Genomic DNA, 19,691 nt, shown 5'->3' on the forward strand with positions numbered 1-19,691 from the left:
AAGTGGGTACTCTTATGGCTAAAACTCTCCATGCCATTTTTCAAGCGATCGCTAATATCCAGAATGAGCAAGAATTAAAATTAGCTCTCATGGATGCTATTGGCGACCATTTTGGCGTGCAACATTGGGGTATTTATTTCTTAGATGACTATTCTAGAACCGACATAGACCTGCCAGAAATGCCCGCAGCCTGTTTAGAAAGCAATCCCGTAGGGCGTTATGTGGTTGAACGTCACGCCCCAGCCCATGAGCAATTAATCTTATCTCCTGGGGATTGGAAGCGTTTTTGCTCCCGTCATGATCATGTGATGACTGGACCTATAGTTTGTGATGGTCGTTTAGTGGGGACGTTAAATTTTGCCCGTGACCAAGGAAGTCCGCCTTTTAATGGTAGTGATTTAGCTGATTTAAGTGCTGTTTGTATTCATTTATCCACTAAACTGGCTACCCTACGGGCGAAACCAAAACCATTATTGTCTGCTGTCAGTTGTCCCTTGACAGCCAGGGAGTTAGAAATTGCGGAATTAGTTGCTCAAGGTTTAACCAATGGTGAAATTGCGGCTAAACTTTGGATTACCCAAAATTCTGTTAAACAAGCTTTGAAAAGAATGTTCCGCAAACTTGGGGTATCAGCGCGGGCAGAAATGGTGGCAAAATTGCAAGATAGACTGGTTTCTCCTTAACCTCCTAATTTCTCCCACCACCAGCCATTTTTCTTTTTTGGGAATGCTATGCGGTAAATGCAGCGATGCCCGTAGGGCTTTACGGAATAGTCTGCAAACGGTTATGGTGGGGGTCTCCTGGGAGGTTAAGATAAAATTGTTGATTAAGGATTACAGATAATGCAAGTTCTAAAAAGATCCATTAAACCAGAAACTTATATATGTTTTCTCCACATTTATCCAACTACTTGGGGGACTGCTGGTGATATTTGTTTAGTTCGTGAATCTGTAGCTAATTCCAGCGCATCAAAATTTGTAGGTCACAAGATGCGACTAGCCCTGCCAAAAGGGTTGGAACGCGATTCTTTGGTTGGTGTGCCGGTAATCAAAGTTGCAGGTCATGTAGGTGAGGGACATCCTAAAGATAAGCAGTCTGAATGGGAAGCTTATGTAGGTATAGATAGAGAACTTGCGATCGCAGTTATGAAACCTTGGGGCTTTAATTTAATTGAACCCACAAATTAATAAACCCCTCTTTTTCATCAAGAGGGGTTTTGAACGGGGTTAAGCTGGATAAATTCTTAACCGCCGATTTGGTTCTTCCCCAAAACTGTCTGACTTGAGCCGATAATGTTCTACCAACTCATGTTGCATTTTCCTAACTTGAGAAGAACGGGGTAATAACTCGACTGGCTGACCTTTGGGGATCACAATTTGCTCAACAGCAAGTCTTGCTTCTTCCAAAGCGTCCATCTCATCATCACCACCCCTATGCAGTAACAATTGTAATTCTCGGTCATCGCCCATTTCTGGATCATCAATGTTCAGCAATCGACGTAAACCGCGAGTAATTTGAGGAATGGTGCTGGACTTGATGACATGAATGGGGACATGACGAGCCTTGGCCATTTGCCTTAATTTAGCGTGATTTTTGACGTGCGATCGCAATGCCAAAATAGCATCAGCATTATCAATATCTTTTGTCAAAATCACAGGTAAACTTAGCACACTAATCACCTGTTCCAATTGGTGACGACTTACTCCATAAGGGTAAATATGTAATGGCAAATCTTCCCCATTTGGCCCTGCTTGCTTAGTAGAAGTACTAAAATCAATACTTTCAGAATAATTGAAAGATTCATCTAACAAGCGGTCAAATTCACTGCGTCCTGTCACCCGTTCACGTTCCAGAGACAAAGGTGGTAGAGCGACCATTTGACCAGAAGAACGCCAGCCATTCGCCTGCTTCACCGCTGGGAAAGATTCTTCATCACTAGGTAAGCTGCCCCCGCGACCATTAACCACAGATAACTGTCTGCTAATTGCCACTTTACCCTTTTCGTCCACAGTTCGCGTTTGCGGGTTAGGTTGACGACCCCTTAATAAAGTATCTACAGTATCAGCTACAGTTTCGTGAACTACCCAGCGCTGTCTCTCCAACATCTCCACAGCAATCTCAAAAGTGGGAGGGGCTTTGCGTTCCAACACAGTCTTTTGAGAACCCCGCCTTCTGGCTTCGTCATCTCCTAGCGTCACCGCTTGAATACCCCCAACCAAATCACAGAGGGTAGGGTTTTTGATTAGGTTTTCGATTTGGTTTCCGTGAGCAGTTCCTACCAATTGCACCCCCCTTTCGGCAATGGTACGAGCGGCTAAAGCTTCCAATTCCGTGCCAATTTCATCAATGACAATAACTTCTGGCATATGGTTTTCCACCGCCTCAATCATCACCTGATGTTGTAATTCTGGTTTAGCCACTTGCATTCGTCTAGCACGACCGATGGCCGGGTGGGCAATATCACCGTCTCCAGCGATTTCATTAGACGTGTCAATAATTACTACTCGTTTATTGAAATCATCCGCCAACACACGGGCAATTTCCCTCAAAGCGGTAGTTTTTCCCACACCTGGACGACCCAGCATGAGAATTGACTTACCAGTTTCTACCAAATCGCGGATCATGCCAATTGTGCCGAACACTGCCCGACCGACACGACAAGTCAAGCCAATAATCTTACCAGTGCGGTTACGGATAGCACTGATTCGATGTAAAGTTTGCTCAATTCCTGCCCGATTATCTCCGCCAAAGGTTCCTACTCTTTGAATGCAATCATCTATCTGTGCTTGATTAACGGTTGTTTCGCTCAGATACTCAGCTTCATGGGGAAACCTAGCTTCTGGACGACGACCTAGATCCAAGACCACTTCAACTAAACTATCTCGTTTGGGATGATTCTCTAGTACTTGTCGCAAGTCCTGGGGCAAAATGTCTAATAACTTTTGGAGATCTTCTGTAATCGTCATGCTTTCTATGGTGACTGACGTTTTTAGAGATAACGAGGACACTTTTTTGCGGGAGTTCCCACAGTTGGGGAAAGTGACCGGAATGAGCGATTAGAGCGATCGCCGCAATTAGTCGAGCGATCGCTGTGACTTGAGTTGGGAAACGAGAGTATGGGCAAGCTCTACAGCCTGCCAGAGTAATTCCGGTTCTTCTTCCAGGCGGATAGAGGTCTTAATACCAGTGTTACTCACCTCCTTATTTTCTAACTTTTCAAGAATGGGTGACAGCAATACACGAGCGTAGCTACCGTAGGCAACCCCGGCTATGGAGGCAGAGGGACGGGGTGCAGGGTGCAGGGGAGATGAATTTTCCCCCTTGCTCCCTGCTCCCTGCTCCCTTGCCTCTTGCAACAGTCCCAGTTCCTTCAACTTAGGAACAGTGTAACTATTTGTGCCTCCTGCTAACTGCACATATCCCGGTAGGTTTGCTGCCAAAACTTTTTGCCCTAATTTTACTGCGGCTATGGTGGTTCCATCTCCAATATCACCACTCATAGAGCGCCCGTCTGTTTGCCAAATTACAACTTGGGGACGGGGGGACATAAGATCATAAATTGCTTGGAGGTAATCAATTAATCCTTCACCATCGTTACAACTGATGGCTATTACCTTTAAATTAACCGCCCAGGGTTTGGCCATTGCTGCCCACAAACGCTGGAATTCTGCCAAACGCCCTATTTGTGTATGAATTTCTATGGCATCTATTCCCGTTGATATGATCAATGGTGCGATCGCTCCCGGCGTTGACACATATGATGCTGTATCAATTATCTCATAAGGACAGGCTGGAATGCAACGACCACAGCCATAACATTTTTGAGCCACAATTCCTGAATAGTTATTTTTAAAATCGTTAAACACAATCGCTTGTGCAGGACAAATTTTTTCACAAGGTCTAGAGCAATCTATCGGACAATTACTAGAATTAAACTCTGCTTTTCTAAAATGGGGGTCTTCTCCATCATTGAGGCTGACCATTAACAATGGTAAATTCCCTTCAAAGCCAAAGCCGCGCTTCTGGGCATCCCTCACCAGATCCTTCGCTGCTTGTAAACCTGCTTGGGCAGCGGCAACTACCGCCGGGTCAGCTGCCACATCTATGCAGTCAGCGCCCGCCAAAGTGTAGGCTAATGTTAAACTTCTGACCGCAGGTAAATGTTGGAAACTGGCTCCACAAATCAACTTGAACCAGTGACCCTGTTGTAGGGATTGTAAAGGGGCTAACATATCAATCACACTTCTATTATGCTTTTATCTGCATGGAAATTACGACCGTAATCAAGAAAAAATCATAATTTCCTAAAGACACAAAAAAACAGTTTGCCCTTTTGCGAAGACAAACTGTATAAAAAATCAAAATTTATTAAACAGAATACAGGAGTCAGGAGTCAGGAGTCAGGAGGAACTCCATAAAACTGGCGGATGCCTCCTGTTTTTTTACTCGGTACTCAATACGGGCTAAACGCCTCGCTATCGCTAACGGTACTCGGTACTTAGAACATACCCATGCCGCCCATACCGCCCATGCCACCCATGCCACCCATGCCGCCCATGCCGCCCATGCCACCCATGCCACCCATGCCACCCATATCAGGGGCAGCAGCAGCAGCAGGCTCAGGCTTCTCAACAATGATGGCTTCGGTTGTTAAGACCATTCCCGCAATAGAAGCGGCGTTTTGTAAAGCGGAACGGACAACTTTGGCAGGATCGATGATACCTGCGGCAATTAGATCTTCAAATATTCCAGTAGCAGCGTTGTAGCCGATGTTAATATCTGTTTCCTTGACTTTAGAAACAATCACAGTACCTTCAACACCAGCATTATCTGCTATTTGCCGTAGAGGAGCTTCTAAGGCTCTTTGGACAATTTCTGCCCCAATTCTTTCTTCAGGATCAAGGGTGTTCTTGATTGCATCTACTTTCAAGGAAAGATAAATCAAGGTTGTACCACCACCGGGGACAATGCCTTCTTCCACTGCGGCTTTGGTGGCGTTGAGTGCGTCTTCAATCCGTAGTTTGCGGTCTTTGAGTTCGGTTTCTGTAGCTGCACCGACTTTAATGACTGCCACACCACCAGCTAGTTTGGCAATGCGTTCTTGTAGTTTTTCGCTATCGTAGTCGGAATCAGTTTCTTCCAACTGTTTACGAATTTGAGCAATCCGCTGTTGCACCTCTGGCTTGATGTCACTAGCAGATACAATTGTGGTGTTTTCTTTGTCAATGGTGATTTGGCGGGCAGTTCCCAGCATTTCCAAAGTAGCGGTATCCAAACTTAAACCGATTTCTTCAGAAATCATCTGTCCATCGGTGAGGATAGCGATATCTTGTAATAAAGCTTTGCGGCGTTCACCAAATCCAGGAGCTTTGATAGCGGCAACTGCCAATACACCCCGCGCTTTGTTGATAACCAAAGTTGCTAAAGCGTCTCCATCCACATCTTCGGCAATGATCAGCAAAGGTTGACCTAACCGGGCAACTTTTTCTAAGACAGGTACTAAATCCTGGATGCTGCTGATTTTTTTGTCGGTAATCAGGATGCGAGCATTTTCAAATTCCACCGTCATCCGTTCGTTGTTGGTGATGAAGTATGGAGAAATGTAACCCCGGTCAATTTGCATCCCTTCTACTACTTCTAACTCGGTAGTGAGAGATTTGGATTCTTCTACGGTGATTACGCCATCTTTAGTGACTTTTTCCATAGCTTCAGCAATCATATTGCCGACTTCTTCGTCGTTACCAGCCGAAACGGTAGCTACTTGAGCGATCGCACTTCCTTCTACTGGTTTGGCAATGTTAGCAATTTCTTGCACGAGTGCCTCAACGGTTTTATCAATTCCCCGTTTCAAGCTAATAGGGTTAGTACCTGCGGCGACGTTCTTGAGTCCTTCTCGAACTAAAGCTTGTGCTAGAACCGTAGCAGTAGTAGTTCCATCCCCAGCCACATCCTTGGTTTTGGATGCTACTTCTTGGATTAGTCTAGCTCCAGTGTTTTCCAAAGGATCTTCTAATTCAATTTCCTTGGCAACAGTGATACCATCGTTGACAATTTGAGGTATACCAAATTTTTTTTCTAAAAGGACGTTGCGACCTTTTGGCCCCAAGGTGATTTTCACCGCATCAGCCAGAGCGTTAATACCCTTTTCCAAGGCCCGCCGTGATTCTTCATTAAATGCAATAATTTTCGCCATGTTTAATTTCTCTAGCGCTTCCATTAGACAATTTAGCACTCACAGGCAAAGAGTGCTAAGTCCCTTAGCCACTCAAATTAAGAAATTCTAATAAAAAATTGATTAATATTACAATTGATGCTGATTTTCAATACTAGCAGTAATGGTTAAAGTGGGAGATGAACCTAGACAACTCCCTTAAGTCTCTTGGCATTGCTAACCCTAGCGGCACCGGCTGGTTGGCGGTAGTATTTACTTTTATTCTGGCTTGGTTTGTGACTTGGCGTTTAATTCCGGCAATACGTCAATTTGCCTTGCGGGTAGGTTGGGCAGACCAACCCAATGCCCGACGACTGAATCAAGAACCTTTACCTAATGCCGGAGGTTTGGCTATCTATGCTGGTGTTATTGCCGCTTTGGTGCTGGCTAGTCTCTTACGACCCATTGAACTCCAAGGGGTGTTAGCTCAGGTACTAACAATCCTTTTAGGAGGATCTATCTTAGTCCTGGTTGGTTTTATTGATGATCAATTTGGCTTACCTCCTTCTGTGCGTTTGTGGGCGCAGATGATTACGGCACTCTTGCTGGTGGCTAATGGCATTAGTATTCAAGTTACTTTTGGTACACCCATAGACTCGCTATTGTCGATGGCGTTGACAGTGTTGTGGGTAGTAGGTATTACCAATGCCATCAATTTGATGGACGGTATGGATGGTTTGGCGGGAGGAATCAGTTTTATTACTGCCATGAGTTTGTTAGGGGTTTCGGCTCAGTTTAATAATCGAGCCGCAGCAACCTTAGTTTTAGCCGCTTTGGCAGGTGCTGCACTGGGATTTTTGAGGCACAATTTCTATCCCTCACGGATCATTATGGGTGATGCGGGGGCATATTTTTTTGGCTACGTATTAGCAGCAACTAGCATTTTAGGAAAACTTCAACAAAACACCGTTTATGCTCTTGTACCCACGGTTTTATTTCTGATGTTGCCAGTATTAGATACCACTCAGGTTTTTGTACGGCGACTTCTAGCAGGAAAAAACCCCCTGAGTACTCCCGGTAAAGACCATTTACATCACCGTTTGTTGGCTTGGGGGTTATCCCAACGCCACGCAGCTTTGACTCTGTGGTCAATCACTTTGTTTTTTAATTTGCTGGCTATGAAAATACAAGGCATGAATTTGGCAGTTATGCTTACATCTGCCGCCAGTATTATTTTGCTTTTGGGTTTTACTATCTGGCAAAGAATGCGTAGTAATTCGTAATTGATAATTCGTAATTCGTAATTGAATTAATAATACTAAGTTGTGCAAGTACGCACATTCCGCGCCTTTATACCACGGTCTTAATTAATGTATTTCTTCATTTACATGGCGGTAAATTACGAATTACAAATTACGAATTACGAATTACGAATTACATGACCATTCCCCCGTCTACATTAAAGACTTGACCAGTGATGTAAGCTGCTGCGGGATCAGCTGCAAGAAAGCGCACCATACCTGCAATTTCTTCAGGTTGACCGTAGCGACCGAGGGGGATGAATTGGAGAATATTGTCAGCTTTGATATCGCTGGTCATGTCGGTGGTGATAAAGCCAGGAGCGACGGCGTTGACGGTGATCCCACGGGAAGCTAGTTCTTTGGCAACTGTTTTGGTAAAACCAATCACACCTGCTTTGGCGGCGCTGTAGTTGGCTTGTCCTGGGTTGCCCATTTGTCCAGCAACAGAGGCAATATTAATAATGCGCCCAGAACGTTGTTTGAGCATAATTTTGCTGACAAGTTTTGTACATAAAAATACACCAGTTAAATTTAGGTCTATAACTGCTTGCCAATCTTCTAATTTCATTCGTAACAGTAAAGTGTCGCGGGTAATGCCTGCATTATTGACTAAAATATCGACACGCTTGTATTTTTCAACGGTGGTGTTAATAAGTGTGTCTACTTGATCTGGTTGAGAAACGTCGGCTTTGAGTGCGAACGCATCTCCCCCGTTAGCGATAATTTCTGCTACTACTTCGTCTGCTGCTGCGCTAGAACTAGCATAGTTGACAACTACTTTAGCGCCTTGGGATGCTAATTGGAGTGCGATCGCTCTCCCAATTCCCCGTGATGCTCCCGTGACAATCGCAACTTGATCTTTTAATAGTGTCATCTAATTTTCCTCAATATCCAACAGACCATTTATAAGTAAATCTTTAAAGGGTGTAACGGTGCAACATCATCGGAGTCAAGAAAGTATAAATCGTAGCCTCAAATTCCCATTGTAGGCAAAATGGCACAACTTCGGATTCTGAAAATTTGCTCCACGGAAAATAGTGATTAAACTGAACTAGAGGAATAGCCCATACTCAAATCCAAACGCTATGATTCTAGTCACTGGAGCAACTGGAGGAATTGGTCGTCGCGTCGTGCGACTATTACGCCAACAACAGCAGCCTGTGCGATCGTTTGTCCGTCTCACATCCCATTACAGCGAGTTAGAACATCGGGGTTCTGATATCTTCATTGGGGATTTACAACGAGAACAGGACATTGAAAAAGCTTGCCGAGGCATTAAATATATAATCAGTACTCACGGTTCAGGTAATAACGCGCTCTCTTTGGATTACCGCGCTAATATTGAACTCATTGACCAAGCTAAAGTCCAAGGTGTTGAACATTTTGTTTTCATATCCGTTTTAGGTGCTGATAGAGGATATGAAGATGCACCCGTGTTCAAAGCAAAACGAGCCGTAGAAAGATATCTGCAAAGTAGTGGCTTAGATTACACTATTTTACGCCCGGCTGGACTAGCATCAAACTTGCTACCACTAGCAGAACGCTTTCGAGAAACAGGTTTGTATTTACTTATCGGTGATCCTAAAAACCGTACGTCTATTGTTAGCACCGATGATTTAGCCAAAATAATTGTAGATTCTTTGACCGTTGCAGATGCTCGTAATCAAATTTTACCAATAGGAGGCGCAGAAATTCTATTGCGAGAGGATATCCCTAAAATTTTTAGTCGCATCTTTAACAAAGAACCAATAATAATTAACGTTCCTCTGTTTGCTATTGATGGGTTAAGAAGTGCATTAGGTTTATTAAATTCCCAAGCACAAACAGCTTTAGGAACCTTTCGTACTTTGCTGGCTAATGAGTTTTTTTGCACATTAGAAGAAACCGCAAATGTAGAAAGAATTTTTAACTTTCAATTGGAAACTTTGGAAACTTTTTTGCGCCGTTATTTAGCTATTTAAATTAGGTAATTGGTGATTGGTGATTGGAAAGACTTCTACCCATTACCCATTACCCATTACCCATTACCTATTATCCATTACCCATTACCAAAATCTATGAAATATTCCCTGGCTGCAAATGCGGCTCAAGCACGTCAGACAAAAGAGAGATTTGCTCAACCGGAAGAACAATTATCTTATGAATTGGGTAAAGCTGTACAAGAATTACCACCACTTTATACAAGATTATTAGCCGGAACAATTAGCATCGTTATATTTGGAGCAATTTCCTGGGCGCATTTTTCCGAAATTGATGAAGTAGCCACAGCACCAGGAGAGTTAATTGCATCTACCCAAGTCAGACCAGTGACATCTTTGGGTGATGGTTCTATTTTAGCAGTAAAGGTGAAAGAAGGCGATCGCGTTACCAAAGATCAGATTTTAATTGAACGTGACCCCAATTTACAACAAACAGATGTGAATCGCTTGGCTAAAGCTAGTAAATTAATTGAGGAAGACTTACAGCGCTTACAAGCAGAACGGACTGGGGGAAAAACTGCGGGAACAAAACTACAAGATGAATTGTTAAACTCGCGTTTATCAGATTACAAAGCCAAACAAGCAGCAGCAGAAGCAGAAGCACAACGTCAACTTTCGATTATCAATCAAGCAAAAGTCCGGTTGACTCGGTTACAAGAAAATTTAGCCAGCGCTCAAACCAGTGTTATTAATGCTCAAACTAATATAGTTAATGCTGAAAATATCCGTCTTAAAGTTGAAAATAATTTAAGTATAGCTCAACAAAGAGAAAAAAATCTCAGCACTTTATTAAATCCCGGTGCAGTTCCCAGAATTGATTATTTAGAAGCACAAGAAAGATTAAACCGTGCCAACACAGAAATTATTAGAAGTGCAGATGAAGTAACTAATGCCAAAAACAGATTAACAGAAGCAAAAGATAAAGTTTCATCTCTAGAAAAAGATATTGCTGCTCAACGTCAAGAAATTAAACAAGTTGAACAAGCTTATCAATCTGCACTTAATCAAGTTTTACGTTTATCCTCAGAACGCCAAAGTGAAATTTTAACGCTGATAAATAAACGCAAAGAAGAATTAACCAATGTTGCCGGTCAATTAGAGCAAGCGAGAAAGCAAAAAGATGGAGAATCTATTAAAGCACCTGTAGCGGGGACAATTTACAAAATCAAAGCTACTAAAGGGCCAGTTCAATCTGGTGAAGAATTATTATCAATTGTCCCTGAAGGGGAAGAAATGCTATTAGAAGTAAAAGTCCTCAATCGTGATATTGGTTTTATTCGTCAGAACATGAAAGCAAAGGTGAAATTAGCGACTTTCCCTTTTCAAGAATTTGGAATTGTTGATGGTGAAGTTATGCAAATAAGTCCCAATGCAGTTGTTGATAAGGATTTGGGATTAATTTTTCCGACTCAAATTAAGTTGAGCAAACATTCAATTAATTTCCGGGGACAAGATGTAGAATTTACACCAGGTATGGCTGCAAATGCAGAAATTGTCACTCGAAAAAAATCAGTTTTGACGTTTATTGTTGAGCCAATTACACGCAGATTTAGTGAGGCTTTTTCTGTGAGATAAAAAAACTCAAATAAAACTTTTGTAGAGAGGTTGTATTCAACGCCTCTTTTTCTTTTGGTTAGAGTTCTCCAATTAAAAAAATATCCCAAAATTTCTTGTGGTGCGGGCCGAAAAGCCCGCTAATAATACAAGGACGGGCAAGATGCCCATCCCACAAGATTGGATCTTTTTTGTGGAGTTCTCTTAATTGAGTGGTTAATGGAGAAAAGCAGAAGTTTTAGCTTGGGAATTATGGGTTGTAATTATCGCGTAAATATAGTGATATAGCGATTTTAAATAAGATGTGAACACCTCTTTTTATCTTCCTCTGCGTTCTTTGCGTCTCTGGGGTTAATTTTCCAAATTCCGTTTATAAATCCAACAGGATTGCTATTATAGATATTTAATTCAAATTCTACATCATTAGTAGATTAATAACCTTATGTATTTGCTTTCAAAAATAAAATATAATCAACCATTTTTTGCTTGTTACTCAAAAGAGTAGTTTCATAATAAGTCAAACGATGATGTTCACCAGAATATAAAATAAAAGTAATCCAATATAACTGATTGTCAATTTGAATTTTTTTGCCAAACCTAGTTTTAGTACTAAAAGAAGAACTGCGCGAGTTAATTATTACTGTTTCAATTTCAGCAAGTGATAGTTCAATAACTCCCTGAGAAAATATATTTCTTTGTTTCAAACTAATTCGACCCAGTGCTGAATTGAAATTGCAAGTTAGTACTTCATAACAATTATCAATATCTAAAAATAAAATACTAATAAATGCACCCACTAACAAATAAAAACAAAGTATTGTCCAGCCACCGAAAATAGAGGAAATTATTCCTAAACCAGGTGTAAAAGAATGATAAAGTATATCTTGCCGAGAAAATTCTTCAATTCTGTAAATTCTTTTTATTTTTGGCAGCATATTTATTTCTCTCTCTTCAAAAATATCACCTAGTTAGTAGAAAGCGAAATAAAATCCCCCTTCCGTATTTTAGACATTATAAAGGAAGAGGGATAAGGCTAGGATTTTTTGAAATTTAATAGATCGATCAACTCAATTTAGTTCTGTCTTAAGCAGCAACTTTTTCTTCAAGAGGTTTAAAAGTCTTTTTGGTAGCACCGCAAATAGGACAACTCCAATCATCAGGAATTGCTGCAAAAGGTGTACCAGGTGCAATTCCTGAATCAGGATCACCAGTCACGGGATCATAAATCATGCTGCATTGTCTACAAATCCATTTTTGAGTTGCAGGATCTTCACCTGCTATTCTGGTTACAGCTTGTCCTCCGTTTAATACTTCTAAAGCTTCAGAGTAGCGATCTGCATGGTGATTTTCTATGAATTTGAGCAAACCAAAACGGTGTGCTGCGGTGCGGAATGTGTTGGCGTGTTCGCTAGATTCTTGTGCTTGTTTGAGAAATTCTTCAGCTGCGGGATTATCTCTGTCGCTTTGAGCAGCAGCAGCAAAATCAGGATACATTGTAGTGTATTCGTAGGTTTCGCCTTCAATTGCTAAAGACAAACAGCGAGAGATAATTTCTTTTTTTTGTTCTTCAGTTAAACTCGCTGCATCTTTTACAACAAGTTCGGGATGCAACAACTCAAAATGAGCAAAAGCGTGTTCAGTTTCTTGATCTGCTGTTTCCTTAAAAAGTTTTGCTAAGTCTGAAAAACCCAGCTGACGCGCTACGTTAGCAAAAAACAGGTATTTGCGATTTGCCATCGATTCACCACCGAAGGCAGATTCTAAGTTTTGGAGTGTAGTAAAGTTTGACAAATCCATAATTATTTGTACGTGTTGGCGAAGTGATATTTCATGGAAAAACAGACTTTAAAGCCAGGTTATATAAGCCGATGTCTAAAATACAGTAGCTGTCAGCAATCCATTGGTCAGTATGGGTTTAGCAATAATCAACCCGTACAGGAATAAAACCCTTTTTGTGCATGACATTGTAACTAAATTTTGTGTTAAAGTTACCTGCAACAAACTGTGTTTAGATAGGTTTATACAACCTGTTCGGCCTCTCTTTAATGACCAGTTTTTACCTGTTCTAGACAATTATAAAACCTAAAACAGTTATTAGGTTATCCATTCTTAGCTAATATTTAGTAGGGTGTTGCCAGATAGCAAAAATCTTTAAATTTTTACTGAATGATCCAGTCTGACGCATTCTACAATCCTGCATTAAGAGTCATACGCCGCTTTCGTGATTTTAGAGATCAATAGCTTGCCAAAAGAGATTAAATCTGCATGACTATTTAGTGAGAGTACAAATCGTAAATTTCATCATTACTGCCACCAGTGACCAAATCAATTAAATATAGTTAAATAAACTCGGTAGTAACAGAGTTTAATATATCACGGGTAGCTAAATCAACTTCATTATATACTAGATACATAACTTTACTAGACTAAAACTGTCATACTTCAAAAGCATATCTATGACAAAGACAGCCCTAATTACAGGCATTACAGGTCAAGACGGCTACTATCTCAGCCATTTGCTCCTCAACCAAAATTACCGAGTTGTGGGTTTGGTATCTCCACACCGACAAGCCAATTTGTCAAAACTGGGAGACTTGGCAAACAAGGTAAAAATTTACACTGTTGATTCTAGAGATAGTGCGGCTTTATTAACGGCTGTCGAACAATTACAACCCCACGAAATTTACAATTTAGCAGCACCCAGCTTTGTTCCTGATTCTTGGCATGATCCTTTAGGAACACTGGATCTAATCACAGGTACTGCTACTAGATTGTTAGATGCAATTAGGCAAGTTGGTCTATCTACACGTTTTTATCAAGCTAGTAGTTCAGAAATGTTTGGGGATGTTGATGTTTCTCCTCAAGATGAAGAAACTCCTTTTCGTCCGAAAAATCCCTATGCAGCAGCAAAATTACACGCTCACTGGACGATGGTACATCATCGACAACGTTATGGCCTATTTGCTTGTAGTGGTATTTTGTTTAACCATGAATCTCCTTTGCGTCCTCCTCAGTTTGTGACACGCAAGGTTTCTTTAGCGGTAGCATCAATTAAATTGGGTTTAGCTGAAACTTTAGAAATGGGTAATTTGGATGCCAAACGTGATTGGGGTTTTGCTGGAGATCATGTTGAAGCTATGTGGCGAATGTTACAAGTAGATGAGCCAGAAGAATATGTGATTGGTACAGGTAAACTTCACAGTGTTAGAGAGTTAATCGCCACAGCTTTTGATTGTGTGGGACTAGACTGGCAAAAATACGTAGTTATTAATAGCAATTTACTACGAGCAGATGAACATTTTCAACTTGTAGCTAACCCTAATAAAGCTAAAAATAATCTTGCCTGGGAACCTAAAGTTAGTTTTGAGCAACTGTTAGAGAGAATGGTAAACACTGATTTGGATAGATTACAAAGTGCTAGAGTGTCACCCTAAATATCCCAAAATGCTAATTAATCAAGTGACAGATAATTTGAAGCCTGGTGAAAAATTGAGTAATGAAGCCAATCATTTATTCGTATTTTTAGAAATTTTTGCCCTTGAAGGTGGGATTCAATCCTATATTAAAGATATTTTTCGCGGCTATTTGGGATTAGAACAAACCTGTAGAGCAGAAGTTTTTTTATTACGTGATAGTGATGATTGTGTAAATCCTTTTGCATCGGAAAATTTAAAATTTCATTATTTTAAAAGTGAGTTGCCCCAAATAGGAAGAGTCAAATTTACTTTAGCTTTACTTCGCTATCTCTTGCAAAAAAGACCGCAACACGTTTTTTGTGGTCACATTAAATTGGCGGTACTGATAAAGACTTTATGCAAACCTTTGGGGATTCCTTATACTGTACTAACTTATGGGAAGGAAGTCTGGGAACCACTCAAAAATCAAGAAAGACGTGCTTTAACTTCAGCTTCGTCCATTTGGACAATTAGCCGCTACAGTCGAGATTGTGCGTGTGCTGCTAATGATATCAATCCTGATCAGGTAAAGATGTTACCTTGTGCTATTGATGGGGATAAATTTACTCCTGGTATCAAAGCACCAGAATTAGTTGAGAAGTACGGTTTAAATAATGCCAAGGTGTTGATGACAGTGGCACGGTTGTGGTCTGGGGATATTTACAAGGGTGTAGATGTCACAATTAGAGCATTACCGCAAATCATGCAGGTGTTTCCAGAAGTAAAATATTTGGTAATTGGTCGTGGTGACGACCAACCGCGATTAGCTGAGTTAGCAAAAGATTTAGGTGTGAGCGATCGCGTGATTTTTGCCGGTTTTATCGCTACAGAAGCATTAATGTTACACTATCGTCTAGCAGATGCCTATGTTATGCCCTCTCAAGAAGGCTTTGGTATAGTTTATCTAGAAGCAATGGCTTGTGGTATACCAGTGCTATCTGGTGATAATGATGGCTCGGCTGACCCCTTACAAGATGGTAAGCTAGGATGGCGAGTACCACACCGCAACCCCGATGCCGTAGCAGCAGCTTGTATCGAAATTCTCCAAGGTCAGGATCAACGTTGTGATGGTGAATGGTTAAGAGAACAAGCGATCGCTATTTTTGGTATAGAAGCCTTTCAAAAACGCCTACAACAAATGCTTCTCTCTTCGTCTCAACTAAACTCATGACCCTTACAGCAGAATTCAGGAGTAGGGGCGAAGCATTCGGAAAATAGCCTTTGCCAAAAATCGATCATTGATCGCCCGAATGCTTCGCCCGTACAGGAGTCAGGAGTCAGGAGTAAAACTGGCTTGGTGTCTAGGTTTCAATGTTAATTCTGTACCTCTTTAATCTGCAATCTGCTGTAACTAATGACTAAGATAGAGTGATAGTAAAACAAATTTGAGAAATGCGCCCTAATAACTTGCAATTGAATCTTGAAAAACTCCGTCCTTGGCTCACTTTATTAGCTGTAACCTGGTTATTAGCATCATTAGGCTTAGGCTGGTTGGTTAATTCCCTGCTAATTATTTTTGGGCTGTTGTTAGTCACACCAGTTATTGCCTTTTTCGGATTTCGCTGGTGGCTACAACGCAATTTGGTTACTGGCCAGTGTCCCGTCTGCGAATTTGAATTAACAGGTTTAAATAACAGCAAATTGCAGTGTTCAAATTGTGGAGAACAGCTATCAATCCAAAATAGTCAATTTAGCCGCTTTGCACCAGAAGGCACAATTGATATCACAGCCATTGAAGTCCCCGCCAAATCACTAGAAGATTAAGATAATTCATAACAGTCTGAGTAGTGAGTAGTGAGTACCGAGTATTGAGTACTTACTAGCATTCATTCTGCCCTCTGACTCCTGACTCCTGACTCCTGACTCCTACCTCCTGCCTTCTAGTTCCGTTTTTGTGAAATCGAGAGGGCATAAGGGTGCTGTTCTGGGGATAAATCACCTATATAGAGCAAATATTGCCCAGCCTGCCAGAAACCTGCAAGTTCTGGTTTATTATTTTCAGAGTAACTATCTGCCAGTACACAAAATTTACCACCGGGACCATCAATGAATAGCGTGGGCTTTCCCTGACTCTCGACGGTTAATCGCAAATAAGGTAGTGATTCTTTAACTTGAATAACTTGACTTGGTTTAGTGGTAATATTCCCGCAGTTAGTTTTAACTGTTCCCCCTGACATACCATTGACAACCATGGGGTCTGTCTGGGGTTTGTTATTAACTTGAATTACTGGAGTTTGGGCCAAATTAGCTTGGTTAAATACCAAACACATTGCCAAAGTTGTGGAAACAAGAGTCAATAGCTTTAAAGTTTTCATTTTAGTTAATGCTCCCAATTGTGAATAGAGCAATATCTTTATATATATTCTGGACTACTTGACGCACACAAACCGTCTTTGTTCCCAAATGTAATGTATAAATTTTTATTCTGAAATTTAACTATTTTGTGACTAAACATTAAAATATCCTGAAATGAAAAGGGAAAGGCAGAAAAATTTTACGGATACTCAAGCACTAATAATCTTGATCCCCTTCAATAATGGCTAGTCAATTTTTAGTCAACAGCAACCTCTAGCAACTCAGGGGTAATAGATTATTTTCCCTACCTATAAAGGTGTTGTACACATAGATATTAGTTAAAATCACTAAGACAACCGCCAAATAAAGGATTTAGTTGGTTGTAAAGCCAGATTATCCTAGCTGAGGTAAACAAATCATGAGTCCTCAACCCGAAGAAGAGTTGCAACGTCGCCTCCAAAAACTAGAGGCTGAGATTAATTCATTTTCCCCAACCCAGCCTCAACCAGAGGGAGAAAAACAGACACCGACCGCTGGGTTTGCCAAATTTAACTTATATCTAGAGCGATCGCGCTTTTGGTTCCAAGGTTTATCGGGAATGAAAAAGCTGGCCGTTGGGGGAGTGGTGATGGTGTTGGGATTATTGATGTTACAAACAGTGTTTAAACTCGTAACATCTGTAATTAGTCTGGCACTGTTAGCGGTATTAGTGTATCTTGGATACAAATTTTTTGTGTCTAATAGCTTTCAACGTAAGCAATAGCCTATTTTAACCGCGCCGAGATTGGCGTAAACATAAAGTCAAAGGGAATTATATAATGGCGACCCCAACTGTCGGGACAAATATTCATCAATCTAGCCAGTCCAAAAAACCAGAAAAAACTCATTCCCTACCCTTAGGAACAAGGCGCTTGGCCGCTTGGGCAGTGGAAATCACATTAGTAGTTGCCAGTGGCTTAGTTCCCTTTGGACTAGGCGTTTATGCCAATTCTCGCAGCGATCTCAACCGAGTACCTCTGAATCCAGTGTTGGTACTTACAGAAAGAGCGATCGCACGACCACTAGCCCTACCCGTTAGTTATGGTATTCGTAACGTTGCCAGTCCGACTAATTTCTTGTGGACAGTTGCCCTATTAGCACCAATCACCCTCTCATGGTGGCAATTGTATCTACTAGGTAAAACCGGCAGCACCATTCCCAAACGTTGGTTTGGTGTGCGGGTAGTTAGCGACGAAGGTACAGCCCCTGGTTTAGGCGCAGTTGTCGTCCGTGAAGGGCTAGGACGGTGGACAGCACCAGTTTCTATTGCCTATCTGCTGTGGCGCTATAGCTTTACCTTTCCTAACTTAGGTTTATTCACATTTTTAGCTGTATTGATGGTGCTAGGAGAGGGAATGGGTTGGCCTTCACAAAAGCGTCGTCGTGCTTTTCATGATCAGTTAGCAGGTACATACACAGTAGATGCTACAGATAGCAAAAAGCGGGTCAAACCACCTGTAGACAATACCAGCGAGCAACCCCAACCAGAAAATCAGCATGATCTCAACACATCCAGTCACCAATCGACTTCAACAAATGCAATCCGGCGCAGTCCCAATTTAATCTTGTTTTTGGTAGGGATAACGAGCATGATTGCTGTGTTGTCAACTTTAGTCGGTACACAAATTTACATCCAAAGCCAAGAAAGCCTACGGAAAACCCAGCAAATCAATAGCCAAAAATTTCTGGAACTTGTTAAACAACTTAGCCCTGATTCTGGTGTTACCAACGAAGAACGCCAAAGGGCAATTCTCATCTTGGGTGGCATCAACGATACACAATCAATTAAATTTCTGGTAGATCTACTAGTTGAAGAAACTGACCCCAAGACCATAGATACTATTCAACAAGCCTTGGCAAATATCGGGCCGAGTGCCATGCCAGAATTAAAACGCATGAATCAGTTTCTTGCGAGTGAAATGGAATCAGTCGCCACATTCCGAGAAATTCGGCAAAAGCAGTTAAACCTTAACCAACAAGCAATAAACAAAATTCTTACTGTTTATAGCGGCAAAATTAATGGCATGGATTTGAGCAGCACCAAATTAGGCTCAAAAAACTTTGAGGCAAATTCTTTATTTAACTTGGAACTAGACAATACTGATTTATCTGGAGTTATTTTTAAATCTGCCAACCTTAACCAAGCTAGTTTGAAAGGTACTCGTTTCCGCAGTGTAGGCGAAGATGGACGCTGGGATACTTACGATGATGTTACCGCTGATTTGAGTAACACTCATTTCCAGCAAGCTGATCTCAGTAATGCTAACCTCAGTCGTGTATTGATGAACCGCAGCGACTTTAGCCGCGCCACCCTCAACAAAGCTAACTTATCAAACTCCCGTCTAGTGAGTGCTAACTTGAGCAGCGCTCAGTTAATAGGTAGCGATTTGCAAAAAACAATTTTAGAAGATGCTACTTTGACAGGGGCGGATATCAGTGATGCCAAATTAATGGAAGCTAATTTGTATGCTGCTCATTTGGGTCGAGTTTCTGCAATCGGTACACAGTTATCTTATGCCGATTTAACCAACACCGATTGGCAAGGAGCAGACTTATCTGAAGCATATTTAGACAATGCTAATCTTACCAATGCTAACTTGAGTGCTGCTCGTCTCTCTGGTGCTGTTTTGCGCTCTACCAATATGACAAATGCTAACCTCAGAAATGCTGATTTAAGTCGCGCAGATTTACGTGGGGCAAATTTGAAAGAAGCTGATTTTCAAGGTACTATTCTCTTTACTGCTAAACAAGATACCACAGATCAATTTGTACAAACATCCGATCTTGGTTCACAAGCCGCTGTAGTCCAAGAAGTTGATTTTACCGAAGTCAAAAATTTAGATGCCAAGCAACTGGCTTTTATTTGTACTAAAGGCGGTATTCATCCCCGCTGTCCATAGTCAAAAATCATGTATGA

17 protein-coding genes are annotated in these 19,691 nt (G+C 41.3%); 10 read left to right on the plus strand and 7 right to left on the minus strand.

The window, feature by feature from the left end:
• Window positions 1-14 precede the first annotated feature (14 nt).
• Window positions 15-683 (plus strand): helix-turn-helix transcriptional regulator, encoded by a 669-nt coding sequence (locus ACOWPH_RS17790; protein WP_015216711.1) that lies wholly within the window; start codon window positions 15-17, stop codon window positions 681-683.
• A gap of 159 nt (window positions 684-842) precedes the next feature.
• Window positions 843-1,187: a hypothetical protein gene (locus ACOWPH_RS17795; protein WP_015216712.1), complete on the plus strand. Its 345-nt coding sequence runs from the start codon at window positions 843-845 to the stop codon at window positions 1,185-1,187.
• Between the two features lie 39 nt (window positions 1,188-1,226).
• On the opposite strand, the gene ACOWPH_RS17800 is transcribed toward ACOWPH_RS17795, so the two are convergent.
• The 3 genes from ACOWPH_RS17800 to groL form a co-directional block, all read right to left on the minus strand.
• Window positions 1,227-2,966, minus strand: a complete 1,740-nt coding sequence (locus tag ACOWPH_RS17800) for a R3H domain-containing nucleic acid-binding protein (protein ID WP_015216713.1) — start codon at window positions 2,964-2,966, stop codon at window positions 1,227-1,229.
• A 108-nt stretch (window positions 2,967-3,074) separates the two neighbouring features.
• A complete protein-coding gene (gene ldpA / locus ACOWPH_RS17805) occupies window positions 3,075-4,241 on the minus strand; it encodes a circadian clock protein LdpA (protein ID WP_042465373.1) in 1,167 nt (388 codons plus the stop codon).
• 257 nt (window positions 4,242-4,498) lie between these two features.
• The gene (gene groL / locus ACOWPH_RS17810; RefSeq protein WP_150111047.1) at window positions 4,499-6,193 is read right to left on the minus strand and encodes a chaperonin GroEL; all 1,695 of its coding nucleotides are present in this window, start codon (window positions 6,191-6,193) and stop codon (window positions 4,499-4,501) included.
• A gap of 158 nt (window positions 6,194-6,351) precedes the next feature.
• On the opposite strand from groL, the gene ACOWPH_RS17815 reads away from it, so the two are divergent.
• A complete protein-coding gene (locus ACOWPH_RS17815; RefSeq protein WP_015216716.1) occupies window positions 6,352-7,434 on the plus strand; it encodes an MraY family glycosyltransferase in 1,083 nt (360 codons plus the stop codon).
• 151 nt (window positions 7,435-7,585) lie between these two features.
• Here ACOWPH_RS17815 and fabG read toward each other — a convergent pair whose 3' ends face one another.
• On the minus strand, window positions 7,586-8,326 hold the full coding sequence (fabG, locus tag ACOWPH_RS17820; RefSeq protein ID WP_015216717.1) for a 3-oxoacyl-[acyl-carrier-protein] reductase: 741 nt from the start codon (window positions 8,324-8,326) through the stop codon (window positions 7,586-7,588).
• Between the two features lie 211 nt (window positions 8,327-8,537).
• Between fabG and ACOWPH_RS17825 the strand changes: the two genes are divergently transcribed.
• Both ACOWPH_RS17825 and ACOWPH_RS17830 read left to right on the plus strand, forming a co-directional pair.
• On the plus strand, window positions 8,538-9,413 hold the full coding sequence (locus tag ACOWPH_RS17825) for an SDR family oxidoreductase (RefSeq protein WP_015216718.1): 876 nt from the start codon (window positions 8,538-8,540) through the stop codon (window positions 9,411-9,413).
• Window positions 9,414-9,509: 96 nt separating this feature from the next.
• Window positions 9,510-11,006, plus strand: a complete 1,497-nt coding sequence (locus ACOWPH_RS17830) for an HlyD family efflux transporter periplasmic adaptor subunit (RefSeq protein ID WP_015216719.1) — start codon at window positions 9,510-9,512, stop codon at window positions 11,004-11,006.
• Window positions 11,007-11,425: 419 nt separating this feature from the next.
• On the opposite strand, the gene ACOWPH_RS17835 is transcribed toward ACOWPH_RS17830, so the two are convergent.
• Window positions 11,426-11,920 (minus strand): hypothetical protein, encoded by a 495-nt coding sequence (locus tag ACOWPH_RS17835; protein WP_015216720.1) that lies wholly within the window; start codon window positions 11,918-11,920, stop codon window positions 11,426-11,428.
• 148 nt (window positions 11,921-12,068) lie between these two features.
• A complete protein-coding gene (locus ACOWPH_RS17840; RefSeq protein ID WP_015216721.1) occupies window positions 12,069-12,782 on the minus strand; it encodes a rubrerythrin family protein in 714 nt (237 codons plus the stop codon).
• 659 nt (window positions 12,783-13,441) lie between these two features.
• Here ACOWPH_RS17840 and ACOWPH_RS17845 point away from each other — a divergent pair.
• From ACOWPH_RS17845 to ACOWPH_RS17855, 3 genes are all read left to right on the plus strand, one after another.
• The gene (locus ACOWPH_RS17845; RefSeq protein ID WP_015216722.1) at window positions 13,442-14,419 is read left to right on the plus strand and encodes a GDP-mannose 4,6-dehydratase; all 978 of its coding nucleotides are present in this window, start codon (window positions 13,442-13,444) and stop codon (window positions 14,417-14,419) included.
• A 10-nt stretch (window positions 14,420-14,429) separates the two neighbouring features.
• A complete protein-coding gene (locus tag ACOWPH_RS17850) occupies window positions 14,430-15,611 on the plus strand; it encodes a glycosyltransferase (protein WP_015216723.1) in 1,182 nt (393 codons plus the stop codon).
• A gap of 221 nt (window positions 15,612-15,832) precedes the next feature.
• A complete protein-coding gene (locus ACOWPH_RS17855; protein WP_015216724.1) occupies window positions 15,833-16,204 on the plus strand; it encodes a hypothetical protein in 372 nt (123 codons plus the stop codon).
• A 116-nt stretch (window positions 16,205-16,320) separates the two neighbouring features.
• Here ACOWPH_RS17855 and ACOWPH_RS17860 read toward each other — a convergent pair whose 3' ends face one another.
• Window positions 16,321-16,755: a hypothetical protein gene (locus ACOWPH_RS17860; RefSeq protein WP_015216725.1), complete on the minus strand. Its 435-nt coding sequence runs from the start codon at window positions 16,753-16,755 to the stop codon at window positions 16,321-16,323.
• A gap of 398 nt (window positions 16,756-17,153) precedes the next feature.
• On the opposite strand from ACOWPH_RS17860, the gene ACOWPH_RS17865 reads away from it, so the two are divergent.
• Together ACOWPH_RS17865 and ACOWPH_RS17870 are read left to right on the plus strand one after the other, a co-directional pair.
• Window positions 17,154-17,498, plus strand: a complete 345-nt coding sequence (locus ACOWPH_RS17865) for a hypothetical protein (protein WP_015216726.1) — start codon at window positions 17,154-17,156, stop codon at window positions 17,496-17,498.
• Window positions 17,499-17,553: 55 nt separating this feature from the next.
• Window positions 17,554-19,674 carry a pentapeptide repeat-containing protein gene (locus ACOWPH_RS17870; RefSeq protein WP_015216727.1) on the plus strand — a complete coding sequence of 707 codons (2,121 nt, stop codon included), beginning with the start codon at window positions 17,554-17,556 and terminating at the stop codon, window positions 19,672-19,674.
• Window positions 19,675-19,691 lie beyond the last annotated feature (17 nt).

The organism is Anabaena sp. PCC 7938 (assembly GCF_049315035.1).
GTDB classification, from domain to species: Bacteria; Cyanobacteriota; Cyanobacteriia; order Cyanobacteriales; family Nostocaceae; genus Anabaena; species Anabaena cylindrica.

Excerpts from the sequence above, each read along its gene's own strand:
- ACOWPH_RS17815 (WP_015216716.1), top strand. The coding sequence starts at position 6,352 with ATGAACCTAGACAACTCCCTTAAGTCTCTTGGCATTGCTAACCCTAGC.
- ACOWPH_RS17860 (WP_015216725.1), bottom strand. The coding sequence starts at position 16,755 with ATGAAAACTTTAAAGCTATTGACTCTTGTTTCCACAACTTTGGCAATG.
- ACOWPH_RS17855 (WP_015216724.1), top strand. The coding sequence starts at position 15,833 with ATGCGCCCTAATAACTTGCAATTGAATCTTGAAAAACTCCGTCCTTGG.
- fabG (WP_015216717.1), bottom strand. The coding sequence starts at position 8,326 with ATGACACTATTAAAAGATCAAGTTGCGATTGTCACGGGAGCATCACGG.
- ACOWPH_RS17870 (WP_015216727.1), top strand. The coding sequence starts at position 17,554 with ATGGCGACCCCAACTGTCGGGACAAATATTCATCAATCTAGCCAGTCC.
- ACOWPH_RS17865 (WP_015216726.1), top strand. The coding sequence starts at position 17,154 with ATGAGTCCTCAACCCGAAGAAGAGTTGCAACGTCGCCTCCAAAAACTA.
- ACOWPH_RS17795 (WP_015216712.1), top strand. The coding sequence starts at position 843 with ATGCAAGTTCTAAAAAGATCCATTAAACCAGAAACTTATATATGTTTT.
- ACOWPH_RS17850 (WP_015216723.1), top strand. The coding sequence starts at position 14,430 with ATGCTAATTAATCAAGTGACAGATAATTTGAAGCCTGGTGAAAAATTG.
- ACOWPH_RS17845 (WP_015216722.1), top strand. The coding sequence starts at position 13,442 with ATGACAAAGACAGCCCTAATTACAGGCATTACAGGTCAAGACGGCTAC.
- ACOWPH_RS17825 (WP_015216718.1), top strand. The coding sequence starts at position 8,538 with ATGATTCTAGTCACTGGAGCAACTGGAGGAATTGGTCGTCGCGTCGTG.
- ACOWPH_RS17835 (WP_015216720.1), bottom strand. The coding sequence starts at position 11,920 with ATGCTGCCAAAAATAAAAAGAATTTACAGAATTGAAGAATTTTCTCGG.
- ACOWPH_RS17790 (WP_015216711.1), top strand. The coding sequence starts at position 15 with ATGGCTAAAACTCTCCATGCCATTTTTCAAGCGATCGCTAATATCCAG.
- ACOWPH_RS17800 (WP_015216713.1), bottom strand. The coding sequence starts at position 2,966 with ATGACGATTACAGAAGATCTCCAAAAGTTATTAGACATTTTGCCCCAG.
- ACOWPH_RS17840 (WP_015216721.1), bottom strand. The coding sequence starts at position 12,782 with ATGGATTTGTCAAACTTTACTACACTCCAAAACTTAGAATCTGCCTTC.
- ACOWPH_RS17830 (WP_015216719.1), top strand. The coding sequence starts at position 9,510 with ATGAAATATTCCCTGGCTGCAAATGCGGCTCAAGCACGTCAGACAAAA.
- groL (WP_150111047.1), bottom strand. The coding sequence starts at position 6,193 with ATGGCGAAAATTATTGCATTTAATGAAGAATCACGGCGGGCCTTGGAA.